This window comes from Lysinibacillus sp. NPDC047702, assembly GCF_050272555.1.
In the GTDB taxonomy this organism is placed as follows: Bacteria; Bacillota; Bacilli; order Bacillales_A; family Planococcaceae; genus Lysinibacillus.
This window is the reverse complement of record NZ_JBNNMG010000043.1, coordinates 11,127-35,425: the sequence shown is the minus strand read 5'-3', so window position 1 is coordinate 35,425 and position 24,299 is coordinate 11,127. Positions and strand designations below refer to the sequence as shown.

The 24,299-nt window shown below is 36.0% G+C and carries 24 protein-coding genes; 16 read left to right on the top strand and 8 right to left on the bottom strand.

The annotated features are described in order from the left end of the window. Window positions 1-416 precede the first annotated feature (416 nt). Window positions 417-728: a hypothetical protein gene (locus ACQKIM_RS18555; protein WP_427546634.1), complete on the top strand. Its 312-nt coding sequence runs from the start codon at window positions 417-419 to the stop codon at window positions 726-728. A gap of 13 nt (window positions 729-741) precedes the next feature. On the opposite strand, the gene ACQKIM_RS18550 is transcribed toward ACQKIM_RS18555, so the two are convergent. The 3 genes from ACQKIM_RS18550 to ACQKIM_RS18540 form a co-directional block, all read right to left on the bottom strand. Further along, entirely contained in the window at window positions 742-1,887 is a 1,146-nt protein-coding gene (locus tag ACQKIM_RS18550) for an MFS transporter (protein WP_427546631.1), read from the bottom strand. 121 nt (window positions 1,888-2,008) lie between these two features. Further along, window positions 2,009-3,529 carry a succinate CoA transferase gene (locus ACQKIM_RS18545; protein ID WP_427546628.1) on the bottom strand — a complete coding sequence of 507 codons (1,521 nt, stop codon included), beginning with the start codon at window positions 3,527-3,529 and terminating at the stop codon, window positions 2,009-2,011. Window positions 3,530-3,955: 426 nt separating this feature from the next. Further along, window positions 3,956-4,606: a LytTR family DNA-binding domain-containing protein gene (locus ACQKIM_RS18540; RefSeq protein WP_054609424.1), complete on the bottom strand. Its 651-nt coding sequence runs from the start codon at window positions 4,604-4,606 to the stop codon at window positions 3,956-3,958. Window positions 4,607-5,110: 504 nt separating this feature from the next. Between ACQKIM_RS18540 and ACQKIM_RS18535 the strand changes: the two genes are divergently transcribed. The 4 genes from ACQKIM_RS18535 to ACQKIM_RS18520 all read left to right on the top strand — a co-directional run bounded on the left by ACQKIM_RS18535 (window position 5,111) and on the right by ACQKIM_RS18520 (window position 8,154). Then, window positions 5,111-5,905 (top strand): helix-turn-helix transcriptional regulator, encoded by a 795-nt coding sequence (locus ACQKIM_RS18535; RefSeq protein WP_427546624.1) that lies wholly within the window; start codon window positions 5,111-5,113, stop codon window positions 5,903-5,905. A gap of 180 nt (window positions 5,906-6,085) precedes the next feature. After that, on the top strand, window positions 6,086-6,847 hold the full coding sequence (gene yidC, locus ACQKIM_RS18530) for a membrane protein insertase YidC (protein ID WP_427546621.1): 762 nt from the start codon (window positions 6,086-6,088) through the stop codon (window positions 6,845-6,847). A 55-nt stretch (window positions 6,848-6,902) separates the two neighbouring features. Then, window positions 6,903-7,154 (top strand): hypothetical protein, encoded by a 252-nt coding sequence (locus ACQKIM_RS18525; protein ID WP_427546618.1) that lies wholly within the window; start codon window positions 6,903-6,905, stop codon window positions 7,152-7,154. Window positions 7,155-7,380: 226 nt separating this feature from the next. Beyond that, on the top strand, window positions 7,381-8,154 hold the full coding sequence (locus ACQKIM_RS18520; RefSeq protein ID WP_427546615.1) for a M15 family metallopeptidase: 774 nt from the start codon (window positions 7,381-7,383) through the stop codon (window positions 8,152-8,154). A gap of 52 nt (window positions 8,155-8,206) precedes the next feature. On the opposite strand, the gene cls is transcribed toward ACQKIM_RS18520, so the two are convergent. From cls to ACQKIM_RS18505, 3 genes are all read right to left on the bottom strand, one after another. After that, window positions 8,207-9,664, bottom strand: coding sequence for a cardiolipin synthase (gene cls / locus ACQKIM_RS18515; RefSeq protein WP_427546613.1), 1,458 nt, complete (start codon window positions 9,662-9,664; stop codon window positions 8,207-8,209). 138 nt (window positions 9,665-9,802) lie between these two features. After that, the gene (locus tag ACQKIM_RS18510; RefSeq protein WP_427546610.1) at window positions 9,803-10,594 is read right to left on the bottom strand and encodes a YwqG family protein; all 792 of its coding nucleotides are present in this window, start codon (window positions 10,592-10,594) and stop codon (window positions 9,803-9,805) included. A 182-nt stretch (window positions 10,595-10,776) separates the two neighbouring features. Beyond that, complete coding sequence (locus ACQKIM_RS18505; RefSeq protein ID WP_427546607.1) at window positions 10,777-11,937, bottom strand: MFS transporter; 1,161 nt, start codon at window positions 11,935-11,937, stop codon at window positions 10,777-10,779. Window positions 11,938-12,435: 498 nt separating this feature from the next. Here ACQKIM_RS18505 and ACQKIM_RS18500 point away from each other — a divergent pair, with 498 nt between their 5' ends. Further along, a complete protein-coding gene (locus ACQKIM_RS18500; RefSeq protein ID WP_166672133.1) occupies window positions 12,436-12,573 on the top strand; it encodes an Lmo0850 family protein in 138 nt (45 codons plus the stop codon). A gap of 72 nt (window positions 12,574-12,645) precedes the next feature. Here ACQKIM_RS18500 and ACQKIM_RS18495 read toward each other — a convergent pair whose 3' ends face one another. Next, window positions 12,646-13,833 (bottom strand): FtsW/RodA/SpoVE family cell cycle protein, encoded by a 1,188-nt coding sequence (locus ACQKIM_RS18495; protein ID WP_427546604.1) that lies wholly within the window; start codon window positions 13,831-13,833, stop codon window positions 12,646-12,648. Between the two features lie 219 nt (window positions 13,834-14,052). Between ACQKIM_RS18495 and ACQKIM_RS18490 the strand changes: the two genes are divergently transcribed. The 9 genes from ACQKIM_RS18490 (at window position 14,053) to ACQKIM_RS18450 (ending at window position 22,977) form a co-directional block, all read left to right on the top strand. After that, the gene (locus ACQKIM_RS18490) at window positions 14,053-14,805 is read left to right on the top strand and encodes a hypothetical protein (RefSeq protein WP_427546601.1); all 753 of its coding nucleotides are present in this window, start codon (window positions 14,053-14,055) and stop codon (window positions 14,803-14,805) included. A gap of 133 nt (window positions 14,806-14,938) precedes the next feature. Further along, a complete protein-coding gene (locus ACQKIM_RS18485) occupies window positions 14,939-16,018 on the top strand; it encodes a D-alanine--D-alanine ligase (RefSeq protein ID WP_427546598.1) in 1,080 nt (359 codons plus the stop codon). Between the two features lie 11 nt (window positions 16,019-16,029). After that, window positions 16,030-17,394, top strand: coding sequence for a UDP-N-acetylmuramoyl-tripeptide--D-alanyl-D-alanine ligase (locus ACQKIM_RS18480; RefSeq protein ID WP_427546595.1), 1,365 nt, complete (start codon window positions 16,030-16,032; stop codon window positions 17,392-17,394). 3 nt (window positions 17,395-17,397) lie between these two features. Next, window positions 17,398-17,643 (top strand): hypothetical protein, encoded by a 246-nt coding sequence (locus tag ACQKIM_RS18475; protein ID WP_427546593.1) that lies wholly within the window; start codon window positions 17,398-17,400, stop codon window positions 17,641-17,643. A 14-nt stretch (window positions 17,644-17,657) separates the two neighbouring features. Beyond that, window positions 17,658-18,350, top strand: coding sequence for an alpha/beta hydrolase (locus ACQKIM_RS18470; RefSeq protein WP_427546590.1), 693 nt, complete (start codon window positions 17,658-17,660; stop codon window positions 18,348-18,350). Window positions 18,351-18,700: 350 nt separating this feature from the next. Next, on the top strand, window positions 18,701-20,230 hold the full coding sequence (locus ACQKIM_RS18465) for a DEAD/DEAH box helicase (RefSeq protein ID WP_427546588.1): 1,530 nt from the start codon (window positions 18,701-18,703) through the stop codon (window positions 20,228-20,230). Window positions 20,231-20,342: 112 nt separating this feature from the next. Beyond that, the gene (locus ACQKIM_RS18460) at window positions 20,343-20,822 is read left to right on the top strand and encodes a PH domain-containing protein (protein WP_427546585.1); all 480 of its coding nucleotides are present in this window, start codon (window positions 20,343-20,345) and stop codon (window positions 20,820-20,822) included. Further along, window positions 20,815-22,287: a PH domain-containing protein gene (locus ACQKIM_RS18455; protein ID WP_427546582.1), complete on the top strand. Its 1,473-nt coding sequence runs from the start codon at window positions 20,815-20,817 to the stop codon at window positions 22,285-22,287. Before ACQKIM_RS18460 ends, ACQKIM_RS18455 begins: the two co-directional genes overlap by 8 nt. A gap of 114 nt (window positions 22,288-22,401) precedes the next feature. Continuing rightward, window positions 22,402-22,977, top strand: coding sequence for a GNAT family N-acetyltransferase (locus ACQKIM_RS18450; RefSeq protein WP_427546579.1), 576 nt, complete (start codon window positions 22,402-22,404; stop codon window positions 22,975-22,977). Window positions 22,978-23,031: 54 nt separating this feature from the next. Here ACQKIM_RS18450 and ACQKIM_RS18445 read toward each other — a convergent pair whose 3' ends face one another. After that, a complete protein-coding gene (locus ACQKIM_RS18445; RefSeq protein ID WP_427546576.1) occupies window positions 23,032-23,655 on the bottom strand; it encodes a rhomboid family intramembrane serine protease in 624 nt (207 codons plus the stop codon). Between the two features lie 64 nt (window positions 23,656-23,719). Between ACQKIM_RS18445 and acpS the strand changes: the two genes are divergently transcribed. After that, window positions 23,720-24,073, top strand: coding sequence for a holo-ACP synthase (acpS, locus tag ACQKIM_RS18440; RefSeq protein WP_427546574.1), 354 nt, complete (start codon window positions 23,720-23,722; stop codon window positions 24,071-24,073). Window positions 24,074-24,299: the final 226 nt, after the last annotated feature.

The window sequence follows — 24,299 nt, the reverse complement described above, 5'->3', positions numbered from 1 at the left end:
CTGCTGAATTAGTGAAAAGACTAAGAAAAGGGTACAGTTATCTCTCACTAATATATATGCTTAAGCGTCCAAAAAAATTTATGTTTAGTCGTCTTGAAATAGGGAAAAGATATATTACAGAGCTAGTTTTTATCTTCATTCAGCAAATGTTTTCTGTAGCGAAAGCGAAGCGGCAGCAACAGATGTTTTTTGTATTGGAAGCGTAGCTGCAGATACAGAAGCCCCCCACCTTTACAGGTAGTGAGATGAATGCAGTTTTATTTCCTTTTTAGTGGGTGCCCAAACAACTACTGAATGAAGATAAAGCCTCCGGCGGATGTCACGGATTTTCAAAGGAATGAATTGTGCCAGCACAATTCAAAATCCGGACGCAATTACGCCAAGGCGAAATTGATAATTTTGGGAGGGATTATTAAATGGCAAAACGAAAAGGAAAAGGTGTTGTGATTGCAGGGTTAGCAGGGTTAGCAGCATCTTATTTAAGTAAAAAAGAAAACCGTGATAAAGCATTAAATATGTTTAATAATGTAAAGTCTAAATTTGAATCGTATTTAAATACTTCAAATATTGACATGCATAAAAGGGTTGCAGAGCGAGTAACTACTGAGGTAGCTACAGAGGCTGGGACATCGCCAACGAAAATCGCTTCGAATGAAATGGTGGCTGAGGGTGGAGGACATACAGGGGTTCATTTCTATAATGAACAAATTCAGGAGCAAGATAAATAAAGCAAAAGCCTTCTCATTTAGCATGAGAAGGTCTTTTGTGTGGTATAAGAAGACCACTAGCAAATATCAATAAAACTATTCCTGTAAAGATAAAGCCACTGACAATACCTAAAGATAGCCACCCAAGCAATGATGAGCCAAGGACAACACCTAGTGAGAAGAAGGCATAAAAGTAACCGTATGCTTTCCCACGAATATCAGTAGTTGTAGAGTCTATTAAAAGGGAATTGACGGATGGGAATAAGAATCCAAATCCAATACCATAGCAGGTCATTGCTATATAAAGTAATGTACTTGAATCTGCTTGGCTAATAAGTAATTGGCTTAACCCCATTAAGCCTATGCCTAATGATAATGTTTTTATAGGAGCAACCTTATCGAAAATTCGGTTAGTTGGTAAGATAAATACAAGGACCGCAATAATTCCAAATGTACTCATCAATGTTCCGCTTAAACGTGAATCAAAGCCTAAAGATTGCACTTTTAGAGGAAGCAGATAGGCAATCACACCCTGAGAGAACATTAAAAAAAATGCACCAGAGAATGCTTTTAATGTGCCTGGATTATTGAAAAATACACTTATGGGTATATATGTGCTTGGTGTAGATCTTTCTTTTTTAATTTGATTTGACTTTAATATAAAGAAGGCAAGAATACCTAATAAGAGCATAAAGCTGGCTGTAATATTAAAAACGAATGGGACACTAGTACGACTTGCTAAAATACCGCTGAATGCAGGACCAATGATGGCAGCAATACCAACGAAGGCGCCAGAAATAGCACTGCCCTTACCTCTTTTTTCCTGTTCGGTTGCATTTGCTAAAAATGTGAAGGCAGCTGGGACAATAAAGCCTGCTACTAATCCATGGACAAAACGAACAAATAGTAAAGTGGTAGGGTCTTCGACTACATTGTAGAGCAAAAGAGATAAACCAGTTGTCAAAAGACCTATAATTAAAATAACAAAAGGCCCCTTACGATCTGTTAAAAAGCCAGAAATAATATTACCAAATGTATTGGATAGAGAATACATACCTACTGCTAGACCAGTTAAGAAGGCAGATGCCCCTAATGATTCTGCATATGTACTCATAACAGGAAGCTGGGTAAAAAGATCAAAAAATGAAAAGAAAATAATGACATAAATAAATTTTTTCATAGCTCCTCCGATGATCAATTATGTATTTACTAAATAACTAGATTTTATTATATCATTTTCGACAAAAAAGAACGTCTAATAAGTTTTTTTCAACTTCTTAGACGTTCTCGAACCGCAGTTATTAAGCTTTAGCGACTTCTTTTTTCATAGTTTTGTTTTTAGCAAGGTTTACATGCCAAGAAAGTGCTTCCTCTAAAATATGAGGTGTTTGTTGGTTACCAGTTGCTTCTACAGCACGGTTGTAGTAATCCCATAATTGCTCTTTGTAATCAGGATGTGCACAGTTTTCAATAATTAAAGGTACACGTTCTTTTGGTGCAAGACCACGTAAGTCAGCAATACCTTGCTCAGTGATAATTACATCAACATCATGCTCAGTATGGTCTACGTGAGAAACCATTGGTACGATTGAAGAAATTGCGCCGCCTTTTGCATAGGATTTTGTAACGAAAATACCTAAACGTGCGTTACGGGCAAAGTCACCTGAACCACCGATACCGTTCATCATACGAGTACCTGAAACGTGAGTTGAGTTTACGTTACCATAGATATCTAACTCAAGAGCAGTGTTGATTGAGATTAGACCCAAACGACGGATAAGCTCTGGGTGGTTAGAAATTTCTTGTGGGCGTAAGCAAATTTTATCAGCATATTTCTCTAAATTACCATATACTTTTTTCTGTAATTCTTCAGTAAGTGTAATAGATGTTGCCGCTGCAAACTTAACTTTACCAGCATCGATTAAGTTAAATACTGCATCTTGAAGTACTTCAGATGCAACGACTAAATCTTCGAATTCTGAATCAGCGAAGCCATCTAAAACAGCGTTTGCTACAGAACCTACACCTGATTGTAATGGCATTAATTGTTTCGTTAGACGACCAGCTTTAATTTCATCGCGGAAGAAATCTAATAAAATATTTGCCATTGTTTGTGTTTCTTCATCCGGTGGAACGATTAATGAAGGCGCATCAGGCTCTTCTGAAATAACAATTGCTTTAATTTTAGCTGGATCAACTTTGATACCAACCTCACCAATACGTTGCATTGCATCAGTCATTGGGATTGCTTCACGTTTACCTTGCTCAGCTGGTACATAAATATCATGGATACCGATTAAAGCTTCAGGGTGTGAAATATTTAATTCAATAATAATATTTTCAGCGTATTCTGCAAAGATTGGAGAGTTACCCACTGAGTTTGTTGGGATAATGAATCCATCTTTTGTAATAGCAACCGCTTCAAGAATTAAATATTTAATTGGTCCAATAATTCCTTGGCGAACTAATTCAGCGTTATGGGAAAGGTGAGCATCTACATATTGGATAGCTCCAGAGTTAATTAAATTACGAATACCAGCGTCTCCTTGGAATGGTCCACGTTTACGGATAACACCAGCTTCAGCTAAGTATTTATCTACTTCTGGACCTAAAGATGCCCCTGTATAAACATCGATTTTGAAATTTTCATTTTTAGCGCGCTCTACTAATGCCATTGGAACAACTTTTGCGTCCCCAGCACGAGTGAATCCACTCATACCAACTACATCACCGTCAGAGATAAGTGCTGCAGCTTCATCAGCAGTAACAATTTTACTTTCTAGTTCTTTTATACCTAGGCGTTTTTGAACATTTGCATCCATTAAAAAAATCCTCCCCTAAAAAGTTTTGATGGAAACCGATTACAAAACTAGAAAAAACGTGTAAGAATTTTCTGTTTATTTAGTTGTAGTATAACTCCAACCATTTGAATAATACTATCACCAATTTGTCACAAAAACTTTAGGATAAGCATTAAAATAAGGAAAAATAGGAAAATCGAGCATAATTGTGAATTTTCGACAGAGAAAACGTTTTAATGTAGAGCTATATAATTTTAGAGAAAATATTATTTACAAGTACAAAAACTAAATCAATTTCGCCTTGGCGTAATTATAGCTGCCGCTTTGCTTTCGATACAAAAAACATTTGTAGCTGCCGCTTCACTTTCGCTACAGAAAACATTTGCTGAATGAAGATAAAAAAGTACAGCGGGCTGAAAATAAGATGCTCGCTGTACTTTTTAATAATTAGAAACCTAAAGAACGACGGAAGTAACTTGCATAGCGTTGACTTACTGGAATACGAGTACCATCTTTCATGATTAATAAAAACGTTGAATGTGAGTCTGGTTGAATTTCATCGATGTAGTCAATATTAACAATGTAAGAGCGGTGACAACGAATGAATGAATCAGGTGCTAAAAATAACTCTAAATCACTTAGGTTTAAGCGGTGGTAGCCCTCACGACTCATTGTTTTAACAAATGTTTTTCGGAGCTGTGTTTCAAGATAAATAACTTGATCATGTTTAATCGGGTACCAGCAATCATCAATTTTGATTGTGATGTAATTCGTTAAAAATGCTGATGGTTTTTGTGGGAATATAGCAGTAATGGCCCCCTTCGTTTCGCCTTCCTCCATAAGAGGAATACTCATACCGTAGTAGGCTACGCCAAATACATCCGGCTCAATGTAAGAGCTAATTTTTTGCCCATAGCTTAATGCTTTATGAGCTGCTGAGCCTTCTTTAATTGGATCGCCCGGCTTAATTTTTAAATCAACTTTCTTGCTTGGCTGGTAGTACAAGTATTCGTTCGTGTCGGAAATTGCGATTGAAGTATTCTCAGGGAAGAACTCCTTAATAATCTCCATAATCTCTTCTATTTGTTTTGGATCCACTATTAACACCTCATCTTAGCTTTTAAAAATAGTATTATCATCTATTTTACTACATATTCATATAAATTATATAGAGAAGATTTCGGAATAAAAAAGAGATATGTCGATTGTTGAAAAAAAAACGTGCAAAATACCTAGCGCAATTTGTCACAAAATTTAATTAATTACTAATTTTTTTTAATATGTATATGGTAAAATTTAATTGTGCAAAATAAGTTTACGAGGTTTCTACTGTGAGTATATGATAAATTAGAACTAGAGTGGAGCGTAAAATGTGGTTGAAAGGAAATCGCAGAATATGGTAAAATTCACTGTATAGTCTATTTTTTTTAAAACTGGTGTTTTAGTTGGGTTATTTTTAAGTTGTATTCAATATAAATTTGTGAAATAGGACTCAATTCATATAATAAATAAAGAAATACTATTTTCTTATTCTAAATATGTAATTTGATGTCTGATTTTGTAAAAGTAATTCGTGCAATCTGAGGAAAGATGGGGAAGATTATGCAACTACATCAACATTCTATGTCAGAAACGATATCAAAAAGATACTTCCAGGAAATCGATAATATTAATCAATACATCGGTGTAGAAGAATTTTTTAATATTGAGTCGAAATTAATATTTGAAATTTACCATTTAGAATCTACAAAGGCTAAGAAATCTTTGCATGAGTTAATTGATATTCTCTCAATACGTTTTGGCAAGCAAGTCATTAAAATGGTTCGAAGTTATTTTTCTGTGCTGTCGTCAATTGTTGCACGTAAATTGCTAGACAATCAAGTACCTTCGAAAAAAGCCTTTGCTTTTAACATTGCTTGTAATGATATGATTGAAAATCAGATGAAAGACGCGGAATTTTTACAATTTGCTGATGATTTAATTGATTTCTTTGTCTATTTTATCGCAGATCGCAAACAACCGACTTTCCGTCACCAGACAGTTAACAAAGTGATTATGTATATAAATGATGAATTAGAAAATGACCTAACAGTTGAAAGCATCGCAAATAACTTCCATATCAGTACTAGTCACTTATCGCGTATTTTTAGAGAACATGTTGGTATTACACTGGTTGAATATTTAAATGTTCGTCGTGTAGAAGAATCGCAATATTATCTACGTCATACAAATAAAAGTATTACTTCTATTTCAGATCAATTCCATTTCTGTAACCAAAGTTACTTTACTCGTATTTTCAAAAAATACACTGGGGTTACTCCCAAGCATTTCCGTGATGAGCTACATCATGAGTTTTATCGTTTTGAAATGGCGGAGACTGAGCTTCAAAATGTTTAATGACATGACAATATATAAGGTATGAATGAATAGGATGCGGACATGTTAGCGATGCTAAAGCTCGCATCTTTTTTATGCTCTTGCAAAATAAGAGGTAATTAGTAGCACCTTGCTATTTGATAAAGATAGACCCTATAATGTATACTTCACTTTAGTTGATAAATAATAGTAGGTGGAAAAATGAAAAATTTGAAGCTATTTTCAATGCTTGGGCTTGTCGTTTTTGTTCTTAGTGGCTGTCAAGCTGTGCAAAACAAAGAAGGTTTTTTCTATAGTATTTTTGTGAAGCCTATGGAGTTTTTATTGGAGTTTTTCGGAAATACTATTTTTTCAGGTAGCTATGGTCTAGCAATTATTGCAATTACAGTTCTGATTCGTTTAGTTTTAATGCCGATTATGTTAAAAAATTATCGTCAGCAGCAATTAATGAAAACGAAAATGGATGCGTTTAAACCTGAAATGGAAGCTGTTCAGAAGAAAATGAAGGAAGCAAAGACGAAAGAAGAGCAAATGCAACACCAGCAAGAAATGATGGCACTATATCAAAAGCATGGCATCAATCCATTAAATATGGGTTGTTTACCAATGTTGATTCAAATGCCTATTATCATGGGTCTTTATTTCTCAATTTTATATTCATCAGATGTAAAATCACATGAGTTTTTATGGTTTAGCTTAGGATCACCTGATATTGTTATGACGATTGTTGCGGGTATTGTGTATTTAGTTCAGGCACGTGTGTCATTATGGACTGTCCCAGAGCAACAAAAAGCACAAATGAAAATGTTTATTTATATTTCACCGATTATGATTGTCTTTATCTCGATGTCATCTATGGCTGCCCTACCACTATATTGGTCTGTCAGTGGTGCTTTACTGATTATTCAAACCTATATTGGTCGAAAGTATTATTCGGAACATCCGGAAAAAGCAAATTCATAAATTAATCTACGTCGAGGCGCTTTAGTAGCCTCGATTTTTTTAGGAGGACAACAGGATGAACATAAAATGGCTATCATCTATTTTAGTGGCGCTTTTTAGTATTGCGGCTATAGTATTTATCATTATGGGGAATTTTAACTTTGCAGTACTGGCAATGACGATTATGTTTGCTTTATCAAATGGTTTCAGAGCTAAAAGCTTTAAGGAACAGGGCTATGTGAAGGAAGCAAAATGGATGAAGTATATGGCCATTTTTTTCTTCATTGCATCTATAATTGTAATAATTATTATTCTCACTGACAAATAAATTAATTTAAAAATCTATAGTGAAAACTTACACCCTAAATTGTGAACAGTGCTAGAATGAGACTATACCAATAAGGTTGAATATTAGAAGGCACAATAACAATCATTTCTGATGTACCTGCAAGAGGTAAATGTTCAGTACTAGCATAAAGGCATTTTCTCATGTGAATAAATACGGGGAATCTTAACCACTTAGTACTTGAAAAATTATAAAAGGGGTAAAAATAGTGAAAAAAAATCGTCTATTACTCATTATTGGTGCTTTCATTTCAGTAGCACTAATTGTTTCTATTTTCGTAGTTTATAACTATAAAAATAAGCAAGTAAGTAATGAAGCAGAGAAGCAATCAATAACAACCGAACCAACTAAAAATGATTCAGTGGCAACAGAAGAGCCGAAAAAAGCAACTGAAAAGCCTGTGGAACCAGAGCAACAACCCGACGAAAATGGATATTTACCTAACCAAACATTACCCACTGAACCTACGTATATTAATGGTATTTTACTAGCGAATAAAATATATCCACTCCCATCTACCTTTGCGCCAGGAGAAAATAAGGAAGCACGTCAAGAATTAGATAAAATGTTAGCTACTGCTAAAAAACAAGGTTTTGATTTTGTGGCATTTAGTGGTTATCGCTCCTTTGATTATCAAACAACATTATATAATAATTATGTGAATCGTGATGGACAGGCAGCAGCCGACCGTTACAGTGCGCGACCAGGTTACTCAGAGCATCAAACAGGTTTAGCCTTTGATATTGGTGAGCATGGCAAAGAAAATCTATGGCTAACTGAGGAGTTTGGAGAAACACCTGCAGGACAATGGTTGTTGACAAATGCGCAGGACTACGGATTCATATTACGATTCCCAAAAAACAAGGAAGATATTACAGGGTATATGTATGAATCATGGCATTTTCGTTATGTAGGTATAGATATTGCAAAAGAAATTAAGAAGAAAAGTATAACTTTAGAAGAATATTTAGGCGTAAAATAAAGGAAGGGCAGCTACTCCATAGGTTATGGGCTAGCTCCTCTTCCTTTTTGTTCTACAATATAGGCGTTAGTAAGCGAGAAATGGATTCTTTAAATTTAATCAAATTGGAACGATTCTGATACATTTCCCATGTTAATTCGGTACAATCAAAAATATCTTTTTCAAATAGCTCAGCAAGCTGATGAGAAATAGTTGAATCATAAATGAAGGCATTTACTTCAAAGTTTAAACTGAAGCTTCGAACATCGATATTGGCAGTTCCAACAGTAGAGGCCTCATCATCGATTATTATGGCTTTCGCATGGATAAAGCCCTTTTCGTAAATATATACTTTTGCCCCTGCACGCAATAATTGACCAACATATGAATAGGTAGCCCAATAAACAAACATATGGTCAGGCTTATTTGGAATCATAATACGTACATCAATACCTGATAATGTAGCAATTTTAATAGCATCTAAAAAGCTAACATCAGGAATAAAATATGGTGTTTGAATATAAATGTATTTTTGAGCCATATTAATGAGCTTTAAATAACCAATTTTAATCTGTTCCCAGTCAGAATCCGGTCCACTTGAAACGATTTGCAGACCTACATTGCCCTTTTTGGGGATAGCCGGAAAGTACCTATCTGAATATCCCATTTTTTGCTGTGCACTAGCCTGATTCCAGTCTAATAAAAAGCGTGTTTGAAGGGGGTGTACAGCGCTACCTTCAATACGTAAATGTGTATCTCTCCAATAGCCAAACTTCTTTTGTAGACCTAAATACTCATCACCAACATTAAAGCCACCAATAAAACCAATACGTCCATCAATAACAGCGATTTTTCGGTGATTTCTAAAGTTTAAACGAGGGTTTAGAAGGGGGAAGATGGATGGGAAAAAAACTTCTACCTCGCCACCAGCATTAATCAGTTCTTTGAAATGACGCCTCTTAACATTTCGTGAGCCCATTTCATCATATAAGAGACGAACCTTTACACCTTGTTTTGCTTTTTTTATCAACTTATCCACAATACGTGTACCTAAGTCATCCAAACGAAAAATATAATATTGAATGTGGATGTGGTCCTTAGCTACTTCAATATCATTTAGTAGCTGTTCAAATTTATCGGCACCATCATCAAAAATTTTTAAGGAGTTATCCTGTGTTAACACAGCATTATTTGTTTTCAGATGCATATAGATCATTTCTTTATAATTTTCCGCATTCTCTATACGAAACTCAAATGTATCATCTCGGATGGCATCCGTTTGATAGCTAATGAGATTGTCGATCCCTATATCCTTACGTCCTTCCCAACGGAATAAATGCTTTTTTCTTAGCTGTCGGCCAAATAGTAGGTATAAAATAAATCCAGCTAATGGAAGGAAAAATAGTACGAGAATCCATGCCCATGTAGAAGTAGCATCTTTACGTTCTAAAAAAATAATCGTCAACGCTGCTAAAATGTTTACAAACATAATTAAAGGTACTAGATATTCCACATCTGTAAAAATGCTCATTCCTGCACCTGCCTTTACTATATTTCACAATATATCTTAGTATAGCTTACTTCATTGGTGGAAAGAAGAGAAGAAATTTAACCAAAAGCATAGAAAAGGATTACCCCGTAATATGGAACGAAGTAATCCGAAAAGTGATTAGTAATGCTCCCATTGAAATAAAATATCAGAAAAATCTTTTTGAAGTAGCTTTTCATGATTGATAAAAAATTTTCCTACACCGCTATCTGCCCACATAATACCGAGTTCATCGTTAGAGTCAATTTGGAGTAACAAGACATCATAGCGCTGAAGGAGCTTTGATTCATGACGGATGTCATCCTCTAAAAAATAGGCATAGCCACCAATTTTAGCACCGGCCCCTAAAAAATGTTGAAGATAAATCTCCTGTAAATCCATATCCACCTGTGAAGGTATTAAATGAGGCAAATAACATACAGCACGGTAATCTAAAGCCGATACAGGTTCCAGAGTTGGGTGGAATTGTAATGCTAATTCTTGATGAATAGGGAACCAATCATCAGAATATGTTATAAATTCCTGTGTGGGAAATGCCACTTTAGAATTTATGGCAGGATAAAATCTAATTTTATAAAACTGCTGAAAAATATCTTCATGGTAATGATCCGCATTCACAAAAATATTAGATGAAATATAAAATTGAAGAATACCTTGAGTTGGAAAATCCTTTAGTGGCGGCATCTCCGCAAAGTTAATTTGCGCTAATAGCCGCATTGGCTCACCTGTTATATCTTTAGGATATGTCTGGTAATATGGTAAATATGGCACACCAGCAAATTTACTTTCTGTTATGGTGGTTGAACGCTTGTAAGGTGTAATAATCATTGATGAAAGCACTGTGTTTTCAATTTCGAAACGAAGCAATTCTAGCTCTTTTGGAAGTAAGAGATTTGTTGTTTTATTCATCATGCAGAGCCCTCCGTTTTTCCTCTTAAGCAATTATTTCTTAATTAGTTCTTTATATTTAGAGATTCTATGTGCTTATAGATTTAGTACCATAATCTTAATAGTAAATAGTATATTTTTAAATTCCCTGCGCTTTGGCAAAATATTTTAGGTTACCTATTAAGTTACGGCTTTTTTTGAACAATTTATTCAAGTCGTAAAGATTTATTTGAGGCTTTATAGATAAATATGATACTAATCGAAACAACAGCTATTGCCGCTGAAGTATAATATCCAAGGCTCGACTGGACTGTAAATAACCAAGTGAAAAATAATGGACCTAGAATGCGCCCTAAATTATCCATGGAATAGGAAAGACCAGCAGCTGTCCCATATTGGCCCCCAGATTCTTTAGATGACAGTGATACAACACAAGTTCTTGCAAGTGCATTGCCCGCAGTAAAGACACAGAGAGCAAGACCAGCTATAAATAAGTTAGCAGTTAAAGTGAATAAAAGCATACCAATAGCTGTTATGATTTGAGCACCTATTAACCAGGCTGTCTCATGTCCATCTTTAATCCTTCTTACAACCCCGCCTTGAATGGCCGCATCTACAAAACCACTAAACATAAATAAATAACCAATTTGTAATGGGGAAATTTGAATGCGATCAATTTGAAACAGCTGGAATGTTGCCTCTACTCCTGCTAGCATAAAAGTCACTAAAAAGGAGAACATAAACAAATAACGCACTCGATATTGCAGCATTTTACCAGCACCTTTTGGCACAATAGCACGTTTATTTGTATCTTTTCGTTTTTCAGGTTCTTTTAAAACGAAACTTGCATAAATAAATAATAGTGCAATTAATAGTGCTGAACTAATAAAGGGTAATTGTAGACTATAATGACCTAGCATACCCCCGATTGCTGGACCAAAAATAAAACCAAGCCCGATGGACATGCCCATTAGACCCATATATTTATTGCGGTCTTCCTCACTCGACATATCACCAACGAAGCCTGTTACCGCTGTGTATAGTGCGCCTGAGAATAAACCACCCACAACACGTGAGACGTATAAAATTGCTAGATTATCTATAAATAAAGAGAAAATAACAAAGCTTAAACTAAAACCAACTAGGCCCATTAAAATAAGCTGTTTGCGTCCTACCTTATCAGATAGCATACCCCAAAGTGGTGCAGTGAAGAAACTCGCAAGAGAGTACACAGTTAGCAAGCCGCCCACATGTAGATCATCCCAATTGTGCTGAACAATAACCTCTGGTAAGACAGGAATTATAATCCCAAATCCTAGATATACGAGAAATTGAACAGACATTAATAATAAAATTGCCTTTTTCATACAGTTCCCTGCTTTCATACAATATTTCAGTATGTATATTCTACCTCTCTTGAACTTGTTATTACAAGAAAACGGAAGATAGAACATTAGAAGAACACAGTAAAAATCTTTTTCTCTCAAAAAATGTAGAAAATTAATTGAATTTATTTACTGTGAAAAATGCAAATGGTTAACAGGGGAGCTTATGCGTTTAAAATAACATGAGCTTAAAGTTAATTACATGCTTTTATTTTGATTGTCATATGGTATAGGAATTTAAATTCGGGGTATACTTCTATAGGGTATATAAAATGTAAGTTTTATTTTTCTGAATTTGGTGGTATTAGTGTAGTGAAGGAAAAATTTACATTGTAACAAAAATGAAAAATTTTAAAGATGAGTTAAGTGGTATGATAAGAAGTGATATACTCGTCGGACATCATACACGTAGAAAGAAAAATGAAACTTTTTTGAAAATAAAACGTTATATTAATTCGAGGAAAGATTGAGGTGGAATGTATGAAAAAAGAAGTAGATTTGAAAAAAATTGTTTCGAATTTATCTAAGTTGGGTGTAACAGCCACTGTAACAAAGTCTCGACTTGAACTTTTAAAAGTGCTCACACCACCAACGCAAACACCGCAAGTTCAAGCTTAACTCGTACAAATGAAAATGGGTAGTCTCTTTGTAACGGAGACTATCCATTTTCATTATCTAATATAAGCTCAATCAATCATCGTCATCATGAGTAGTAAACATGTAGGTACGATAGTGGAAGCGCATACTAAAGACAAGACCGATAGCGAGGGCGTTCCCCATTAATGAACTGCCTCCATAGCTAATAAACGGTAAAGGAATACCTGTTATTGGTAATAGCTGAATTGTCATGCCAATGTTTTCAAATACGTGGAACGTAATCATGGCAATAATACCAGCACATACATAGGTTGAAAAAGGATCTTTTAATAGTAATGTCGTTTTTGTTAAATGATAAATTAATAAGAAGAAAATACAGATTACAATACTAGCACCAACAAAGCCCCATTCTTCGCCAATAACGGTGAATATGAAATCGGTATGGTTTTCAGCAACGTAAACCTCACGTCCTCTGAAACCTTTACCAAAAATTTCTCCAGAGCCAATGGCGTTGAGGGAAGTAATTAAATGATAGCCATCACTTGAAGAATATGAATAGGGATCTAACCACGAATAAATTCGAGCAAATTGATAAGTCTTAAAGCCAAATGTTTTCTCTAAAAAATCCTGCATATAGAGCGCCATCCATAAAAGTGTACCACCAGCGATAGCTCCACCAAAAAGGGTTGGTAAAATTATTTTCCAGGATATACCTGCTACGATAATTATCGCAGCTGTAATGGCAAAGAACACAAGGGCTGAACCAAGGTCAGGCTGCTGCATAATCAGTGCTAAAGGAACTATTAATGTAGCAGCGATTTTAACTAATAATATAAAATCAGTTTTTAAAGATCGTAATGAATGAAACTCATGATGCTTACTAATAAGACGGGCAAGTGCTAAAATGTAAAAAGTTTTCATAAATTCAGAGGGCTGCATATTCCCCATTGGTGTATGATACCAGCTTTTTGCACCGTTCACAGGCTCTCCTATTTGTCCTTTACCTTCAGGCATGAAAATAAGAAGTACTAACAGAGCGATACCTGCACCATACATATACCATGACATTTTTTTATATTGATCAGGCTCAAAAAACATAACTATACCAATAATTACTGCACCAATTATGTACCATTGAAGCTGTTTAGGAACATAGTTGATGCCATACTGCCCGGATGTTTGTGCCGATGCAATGGCTAGCAAACTAATGACCAGGAAGGTAAAAAGTATAAAAGCGAGTGTCCAATCAAAACGATTCGCGAAATTTCGTTTATTTTCCATACAAGCCACCTATTAAAATAGTATCTCTTTATGAGTAAAATTGGGTTTATGCCATTTACTATATAAGAGTAGTTGAACATCCATGCAATAGCATGTTTAACATTCACATTATAACGTAAAAAACACTTTTACGCCTGTGAATATTGTTAAGACGATATTTAACATAAAATGTTTCAAAAAATTCACGATTAGTCTTATAATGTAGTGAAGAATGGGGTGATGATTGTGGCTAAAAAATTGAAGTCAGCTGAGGATTTTATGTACCATGTTTATGTTCATATGAATGATGTCGATAAATTTGTCATTTTTAGCGGTCTAAAATTCTCGCAATTTGTGGCTGCTCTTGAACCACTGCATCACTTACTGTTATTAAAACATTCATATGAAGACGGTTCATTTAATATGCATACACAGTTTGATTTTATACCAGACGAAGAAGTACCTCAGTTTGTAAAAAAAGCTGCGGAGTCTAAGGAATTATGCTGGGTAGATTTTATGGATGAAAAGAGGCTAGACCAATTAACGCCGATGGAGCAGGGGGAATTGCTGTACATAAGTCATAAAAAGGAGCCAATTACTTCGCCTTTTTTTAATAAATTACAAAATAGATTTGTCTACTACTCCTCAGACTTAGAGAAAATGACTAAAATTTATTTTCGTCATTTAAGTGATTCGGATTTACTCATGGCTAATGTATTTAACAGTTTAATTCGAGAAAAAGAACGAAGCTCAGGTTTTTGGCGAAGGAAAGTGAAACCGAGTATTCCTTCTATTTCACCTGAATTTCTACGTGCCTATCGGTCTTTTGCTAAAGATGGAGCACTATTGTCACTGTATAGAATTGAAAAACCAAAACTAGCCTATGGTATTGAAATTCGCAACCTATCGGAATATTCATTCCCAGATGAAGTGTGGGATGATTTAAACACGATTTTGAAAAATGAGCACGATGAATTGATTTATATTATTTAGCGATTCTTTCTACACGTAGAATGAATATACACTTAAATCTCACCGTCAAAAATACGGTGAGATTTTTATGTCATTTGTCAAGACGTTTCATGATAAACTAATAATACTCAAGAAGTATGTGGAGGGCACAAAAATGAAAAAAAGAATCGGTTTATTATACGGCGGAAAGTCAGCAGAGCATGATGTGTCATTATCAACGGCACGTGCAGTCACTGGAGCTTTGAATTTCGAGGAGTATGAGGTATATCCGATTTTCATTACACCTGAGGGAGAATGGCGTCGAGGTGAGCGTCTAGAAAAAACCGCAAGTACAATTGAAGAATTACAATTTGGTGACGAAGCCACAATTCTAGAAAATAATATTACGGATTTCTTAATCGATAAAAATGGGAAAGCTACACAGTTTGATGTTATTTTTCCGTTGTTACATGGAACAAATGGGGAGGATGGCACTGTCCAGGGGTTACTTGAGGTTCTTAATTTACCGTATGTTGGTAATGGTGTATTAGCATCATCAGCAGGCATGGATAAAGTAATCATGAAACAGTTATTTGAGATTGCTGGCTTACCACAAGTGCCATATACGTACTTTATTCGCAGCGAATGGGTGAACGAAAAGCAAACGATTTTAGCTCGTTGTGAAGAACAATTGAAATGGCCGATGTTTGTAAAACCTGCAAACTTGGGTTCAAGCGTCGGGATTAGCAAAGCGACTAATCGTGAAGAATTAGTGACTGCAATTGACATAGCACTACAATATGACCGTAAAATTGTCGTTGAGCAAGGGGTTGTAGCCCGCGAAATTGAGCTAGCAGTACTTGGAAACGATTTCCCTGAAGTTTCTGTGCCTGGAGAAATTAAACCAGTCACTGAGTTTTATGATTACGATTCAAAATATAAAGATGGCTCAACAGCTCTTATTATTCCAGCAAAGCTATCTGCTGAAACAGTAACAAGCTTACAGGAGCTAGCAAAGCGAGCATTTAAAGCAATAGATGGAAGCGGATTAGTTCGTGCAGATTTCTTTGTGACAGCCGAGAACAACATTTATATGAATGAAGTAAATACAATGCCTGGTTTTACGCCTGTCAGCATGTATCCGCTGCTTTGGCAGCATACAAATGTAAGCTATCCAGTGCTTATTGATCGTCTGATTACACTAGCAATCGAACGTTATGAAGAAAAACAACAGCTTCACTATAAAAAAGACTGAGTGGGATTATTGTGAAAAAAACATTAAAACAATTAGCTACATGGTTAAATGATGAGGTACCAGCTTTTGGTGATACAGAAGTATCAGGTATTTCGATTGATACACGAACGATTCAGCAAGGAGATTTATTCGTACCATTTCGAGGCGAGCAGACTAATGGTCATAAATTTGTTAAGCAGGCATTTGAAAAAGGAGCAGGCGCTTCCCTATGGCAGAAGGATGAACCAAATCCACCACAAGATGTACCATTATTATTTGTAGATGACCCAGAAATAGCATTACAGCAAATGGCACATGCCTATAGAAGTGAGCATAAGGCGAAATTTATTGGAATTACTGGTTCAAATGGTAAAACGTCAACGAAAGATATTTTAGCTGGAATACTTGTACCGTTTTTTAAAGTACAAAAAACCATTGGGAATTTTAATAACCAGCTTGGTCTTCCGATTACAATTTTACAGCTTGATGAAGATACAGATGTTGCTGTGCTGGAAATGGGAATGAGCGGCTTTGGGGAAATTGAATTTTTAACGAAGCTCGCTAGACCGCATATAACAGTGATTACAAACATTGGAGAAGCTCATATGCAAGACTTGGGTTCACGTTCGGGGATCGCAAAAGCAAAATTTGAAATCGTTCAAGGGATGTCAGAAAATGGCGTACTATTTTATGATGGAGATGAACCGTTGCTTAAAGAATTAGTAGCAAACGAGCAAAATCTTCATGCAATGGCCTTTGGCTTAACTCCTGAAAACCTATTGTATGCTGAGAATATCGAGACAACTACGGATGGCAGTAGCTTTACAGCACATGGAGTGATTGAAGGTAACTTCTTTATTTCAGTTCTTGGGAAGCATCAGGTGAAAAACACACTGGCAGCCATGTTAATTTCTCGAAAATTAGGTTTAAACGATGACCAAATTCGTGCATCCTTAAAACAAGTGACTCTCACAGATATGCGTATGCAGCAAATTAACGGAACAAATGGCGCATTGTTTATAAATGATGCCTATAATGCTGCTCCGACATCTGTAAAGGCTGCTATCCAATTTATCGCATCTTCAACAATCCGTTCAGAAAAATGGCTTGTGTTAGGTGATATGCTTGAACTTGGGCCAAATGAAAAGCTCTTTCATGAGAATTTATCAGAGGATATTCATGCACAGGAAATTTCCTATATTTGCTTGTTTGGTCCACGCATGTTTTATTTATATGATATTTTAAAAGATCATTTTGATGCGGAGCATTTATTACATGTTAAGGATGATTACGTTCCAATTATTGAAAAGCTACAGCAAGCTAATAAAGAGTCTATTGTTTTATTAAAAGGTTCTCGAGGGATGAAATTAGAAACAATTTTAAATGCTTTTACGTGATAAATGATACAACGAATCGGTGAGACAACACTCTCACCGATTTCTTCATTCTATATGCTTCAATGCATTTATCTTCATTCAGCAAATATTTTCTGTAGCGAAAGCGAAGCGGCAGCAACAAATGTTTTCTGTAGCGAAAGCGAAGCAGCAGCAACAAATATTTTCTGTAGCGAAAGCGAAGCGGCAGCAACAAATGTTTTCTGTATCGAAAGCATAGCGACAGCAACAATTATGCCAAGGCGAAATTGATAGAGGTGAAAGTAATGTCAGTAGGTGTGTTATGTATACATGGATTTTCAGGAGGTCCATATGAGGTAAAGCCTTTTACTTCCTATTTACGAGCTCATACAGATTGGCTCATTGAAGAGCCTACTTTATCAGGACACGGTGAGGAATTACAGATGAGAGGCTTTACTGCTAAGCATTGGTTAATGGATGCCGAACTCGCCTTTCGTGCACTGGCTAAGAAGGTAGATGAGGTTCTAGTGGTTGGTTTTTCAATGGGCGGTATTATAGCGCTATATCTGGCTAAGCGCTATAAGGTGAAAAAGCTTGTATTACTAAGCGCAGCTGCCAAATATGTAAGTCCAAAGCAATTGGTCGAGGATTTTAAAATGCTTGCCACAGAGGCGTATCAAAGCAATCTATCTAATAATGAGCTGTTTATGCGATATCGACATAAGTTTAACAATGTACCTCTATCTTCAACAATAGAATTTATGAAGCTTGTTCGAATGGTCGAGCCATACTATAAAGATATTGAAATTCCTGTTTATATTGTTCAAGGAAAATTAGATGGTATAGTGCCTTATCATACAGCTCAACTCTTATATGATGAACTAATCTCAATCGATAAAACTTTGTATTTTTCTGATAGTGGGAAGCACCATATATGTTTCGACAAGGATTGTGCTAAGTGGTTTTCTCAAGTTTTGACGTTTTTAAAGGAGAAATGAAATAGTCAGATTATTACGACTCATGCGTTATCGTTGCATACGATTTAAAGCCATGTTAGACTAGTGTAAGCAATGGATACATTTTGTGCGAAGACTCTTCATATTTGGTTGAAGAGTACTTTTTTTTGAACACAACGGTTTTATTCTAAAGTGATTATTACGACAGAATCGAACCGCTCGGTAAAGACCGGGCTTTCCTTTTCATATAAGAGAGCTCTATATGAACATTATATAGAGGAAATTTTTAAGTAACGGAAACGTTCCACATAACAGGCTCGAATTTGCCGACAACTTCATCTGAAAATGTAACCATTTGTCAACTTAAAAGCAAAAAAAGGAGAATGAGAAGTTTGACAAATTTTTCAGAATTAAATATTAGTGAATCGACATTACGCTCTGTAAAGCGTATGGGGTTTGAAGAAGCAACACCAATCCAAGAAGGTACTATTCGTTTTGCTATTGAAGGTCGCGACGTATTAGGTCAAGCGCAAACAGGTACTGGTAAAACAGCCGCTTTCGGGATTCCACTTATCGAAAAAATTGACCCAAAAAATCCAAATATCCAAGCATTAGTAATTGCTCCAACTCGTGAATTAGCGATTCAAGTATCAGAAGAGCTTTATAAAATTGGTTATGATAAACGTGTAAAATTATTATCAGTTTACGGTGGGCAAGAAATTGGCCGTCAAATTCGTGCACTGAAAAATAGACCTCAAATCATTGTTGGTACGCCAGGACGTATTATTGATCATATTAATCGTCGTACGTTAAAATTAGAAGATGTACAAACATTAGTACTGGATGAAGCAGATGAAATGTTAAACATGGGCTTTATCGATGATATTAATTCAATCTTAGAAAACGTGCCTACTGAGCGTCAAACATTACTGTTCTCAGCAACAATGCCACCAGCTATTCGCAAAATTGCTGAAACATTCATGCGTGATCCAGAAATCGTAAAAATTAAAGCCAAAGAATTAACAGTTGATAATATTGATCAATATTTTGTGAAGTCTGCAGAACGTGAAAAGTTCGACGTTTTATCTCGTTTATTAAACGTTCACCAACCAGAACTTGCTATTATCTTTGGACGTACAAAACGTCGCGTGGATGAGCTTGCACAAGCATTATCAATCCGTGGCTATCTTGCAGAAGGTATTCATGGTGATTTAAGCCAAGCAAAACGTATTTCGGTATTACGCCAATTTAAAGAAAATAAAATTGATATTCTTGTTGCGACAGATGTAGCTGCTCGTGGACTTGATATTTCTGGTGTGACACATGTTTATAATTTTGATATTCCTCAAGATCCTGAGTCATATGTTCACCGTATTGGTCGTACAGGTCGCGCAGGTAAATCAGGTCTTGCAGTGACATTTGTAACACCACGTGAAATGGGTTATTTACGTATTGTAGAGGAAACAACGAAAAAACGTATGACACCACTTCGTCCACCAACTTCTGATGAAGCTCTTGAAGGTCAACAACGTCTAGCTGTAGAGACTCTAGAAGGTCTTATCGCTAATAACAATCTAGGTGATTATCGTACATTTGCTGCAGAATTACTTGAAAACCATGATGCGCTTGATGTAGTTGCTGCTGCTCTTCGTACATTAACAAAAGAGCCAGATGATACACCAGTAACTATTACTGAAGAGCGACCATTACCAATGCGTCGTGAACGTTCTTCTAGTTCTAACAATCGTGGCGGAGATCGTGGACGTAATAACCGTAGCTTTAACGGACGTCGAGACGGCGGACGTAGCGGAGATCGCCGTGGCGGCGGAAATCGTAGAGATGGCGGCGGGCGCCGTGAAGGTGGTGCTCGTCGTGAAGGTGGACAAGGACGTTCTCGTGCACCACGACGTCACGAAGATTAAATTTTATCATAAACCTTACAGTCAAAGTGGCTGTAAGGTTTTTTTTCGTATATATTGAAACAAAAGCAGCTTTAATCTCGTATACGTAATTAAAGAAAGAGAGGGAGAAACTTTGAGAGCAGAGCCAATTCATAAAATTTCCCGAAAAGGGTTAACCGTGTGGCGTTTATATGGTGTATTTCAAACAATATTGCTATTGATTGCGGCAGTAATTGTTTCTTTTTGCACGTATTATTTTGAGTGGCCATCATTTATTTATTTCATCGCAGCTGCAGTGGTCTTACTTAGTATTATTTTTTCAGTTTATCTATTTCCGAAAATAAGATGGGAACGCTGGCGTTATGAGGTACGTGAGAATGAAATTGAAGTACAGCATGGTTTATTTGTTGTTAAACGTACACTTATTCCAATGGTGCGTGTACAGCATGTCGATACAACACAAGGGCCAATATTAAAAAGATATGATTTAGGTAATATTTCAATATCAACAGCAGCAACTGTACATACGATTCCTGCGCTTGTGATGGATGAAGCTGATGGGCTTCGTGCAAGAATTTCGGAATTAGCAAGGGTGGCAGAAGATGATGTCTAAGGAAATTAATCGTTTACATCCAATTTCAGCTATTATAACAAGTGCAAAAGTATTAAAAAGCATGATTTTACCTGTTGCTATTATCTTTGTAACGAATGGTTTTAATTTCTCGTTTAATGTTAATAGTAATCATTTCTTTCAAACATTGTTATTGTTCGGCGTTTGGGGAGTGGTGGCTGTACTTGCGGTTGTTAGTGGAATTATTAGATGGCGTACTTTTGTCTATTGGTTTGAAGATGGCGAATTACGCGTAAAGTATGGCCTGTTTGTTAAAAAGAAGCGCTACATTCCATTTGAACGTATTCAAAGCTTAAATTACAATGAGGGGATTTTTCACCGTTTATTTGGTTTAGTAAAGGTACAGGTTGAAACTGCAGGGAGTAAGGATGGAAAGCCTGAGGCAGAGTTAACGGCAATACGTAAACCGGCAGCTGATGCAATAGAGCTGGAAATGCGTCGTGCAAAAAAACAAATAGTAGAACATATTGATGATGAACAACCTATTCAAATGACAGAGGAAGTAGTAATTCCGCAGATTTATCATATGTCAATCCGTGATTTACTAGTGTTGGCAACGACCTCGGGTGGAATTGGCGTCGTACTGTCTGGTCTTGCAGCAATAGTCTCTCAGTTTTCAGATATAATTCCTTATGAAACTGTATTTCATGAGTTGGCTGACTTCGTAAAGATTGGTGCTTTTTTAGTTGCACTAACAGTAATGTTCATCTTAATCGTTGCATGGCTTGTTTCTGTAGTAATTACATTAATTAACTATTATGAGTACACAGTCAAAATTGAAGATGAAAAGTTAATCATTACGAAAGGGTTACTTGAGAAAAAGCGAATTACCTTACCTTTAAATCGAATTCAGGCAATTCGTGTTGTAGAGAATCCATTACGTCAATTATTTGGTTTTGCAACAGTAGTTGTTGAGAGTGCTGGAGGAAATGGTGAGAGCGGTAAAGATAAGAAGATTACTTTATTTCCACTCATAAAAAAACAGGCTTGTCTGGAAACATTAGAACAGCTCTTTCCAGAGATGAACTGGTATCCGGAATTTATTCATTCACCAAAACGTGCTCGTCCATTCTTTTATCGTATCGATTTTATTTGGCTCATCCCCATAATAGGTGCATGTAGTTATTTCTTATATCCTTATGGTTTACTTTCACTGCTGCTCATTCCGCTTACGATACTTCTGGGCATTTGGCAGCATAAAACAGCTGGTTATATGATTGATGGAAAGCAGCTTACAATGCAATATCGTGTTTTTAATCGTATTACATTTTTTATGGAGAAAAAACGTATACAATCTATTGAAAGTACTCAAACATACTTCCAAAAAAGAAAAAATGTTATGTCTATAAATGCAACTGTAATGTCTGGAATGACTGGAATGACTGGAAATGTTCCGAGCTTAGAACAAAAAGATGCCGAAACTATATTATCTTGGTATGACCATTAATCTCATGGAAGGCTAGCCATTTACAATTTATTGTAATGGTTGGCCTTTTTTTAGCTATAAATAAACAAGAATAATTTATATAATAGAATATATCTAACAAAAGGGGTGGAATTTTTGTTTAAATATGATATTAGCGAAAACACGTATTTGAAATTGTTGGATTTAAACGATGTTGATGAATTATTTGCGTTGACAGATCGATCTAGGGAAACTTTGCGAGAGTGGATGCTCTTCGTGGATGAAGTGAAAACGGTAGGGGATACAGAAAGATTCGTAAGAAATGCGATGCACCAATATGCAAATAATAATGGCATACAAGCAGGGATTTATTATGAGGGGAAACTTGCAGGAGTCATTGGCTATCATCAAGTGAATTGGCAACATAGATGGACAAGTATCGGTTATTGGTTAGGAAACGAGTTTGTTGGTAAGGGATTAGTTACTAATTCTATGAAAGCCTTTATTGAATATGCCTTTAGTTATTTAAGGTTAAATCGCATTGAAGTACGAGTTGCTGTAGGAAATATTCGAAGCCGTACAATACCAAAAGTGCTAGGCTTTAACGAGGAAGGTCGTCTGAGAGATGCTGAGTGGTTACATGATCACTATGTAGATCAAGTTGTCTACGGATTAACGGCCGTAGAATGGAAAAAACTAAAATCAGCGAACGAGAATACTACCGTTTTATAAAATAAAAAGTAAGAGGAGCATCCCGTTTTTCTAAGGATTCTCCTCTTTGTACCGTTATTTACCTGCCATCTTTTGTTTACGCCAGCTTAAAATTCTTTTGGGATGTAAATAGATAAGTCCAAGAATGAATCCAGTTACTAAGCCACCTAAATGCGCATAGACATTCACATTGGGCTGTATAAAAGTCATAATGACACTGATCACAATGATTGGCAAAATAAGCTTGCGAAGCATAGGCATTGTGCGTCGTGTGTAATAAACAAGCGCCCCAAAAGCACCAAAAATTCCAAAAATAGCCCCACTTGCGCCAAGGCTGCCATAGCTACTATCATTAAGAAGTAGATAGGTCGCCATGTTTCCTACAATGCCGGATAATAAATAAATTGTTATAAAACGTGCCTTACCTGCTATTTTTTCAAGCTCTGGCCCGAATATATACAATGAAAACATATTAAAGAGCACGTGCAAGAAGCCGGCATGTAAAAACATTGCAGAAAAAATACGCCACCATTCACCGTTCTGGATTAGGAAATTCACTTGGATTCCATAATTCAATACAAGGATCCCAACACCAGGTAAAATAGTTAATACATAAAAAATTAAATTAATCGCTATAAACGTAGAAACAACAGGGTAGTACTTTGTATATTGCTTAAAATTTTCTGTTCTACTAAACATGGCTCCACCTCAATTTACAATTATTATACATGGCTTTTTGGCAATAGGAAAAGGAGAAGTTCAAATGATTAAAGGAATTGGTCTCGACATTGTGGAAATTGATCGAATTGCTAAGGCACTGACACGAACAAATAAATTTAAAGATCGGATTTTATCTGAAAAGGAAAGAGTTTTATTTGAGGCACACTCTGAAACTCGTAGAATAGAATTTTTAGCTGGGCGATTCGCTGCAAAAGAGGCATTTTCCAAAGCTCTAGGAACGGGTATTGGCGAGCAATGCAAGCTTCATGATATTGAAATTTTAAGAGGAGAAGCTGGGAATCCTGTTTTATATTTTAAAGGAAAACTTGTAAATGGGTTTGTCAGTATCACACATGCTAAGCAATACGCAGCAGCGCAAGTAATATTGCTGCTGTAAGTAATAGTGGATATCGGACTGCCATAAAAAAAGACGCTCTACCTTCTGTAAATATTTTGAACATTAAAGATCAATTTCGCCTTGGCGTAATTGTAGCTGCCGCTTTGCTTTCGCTACAGAAAACATTTGTAGCTGCCGCTTTGCTTTCGCTACAGAAAACATTTGTAGCTGCCGCTTTGCTTTCGCTACAGAAAACATTTGTAGCTGCCGCTTTGCTTTCGCTTAC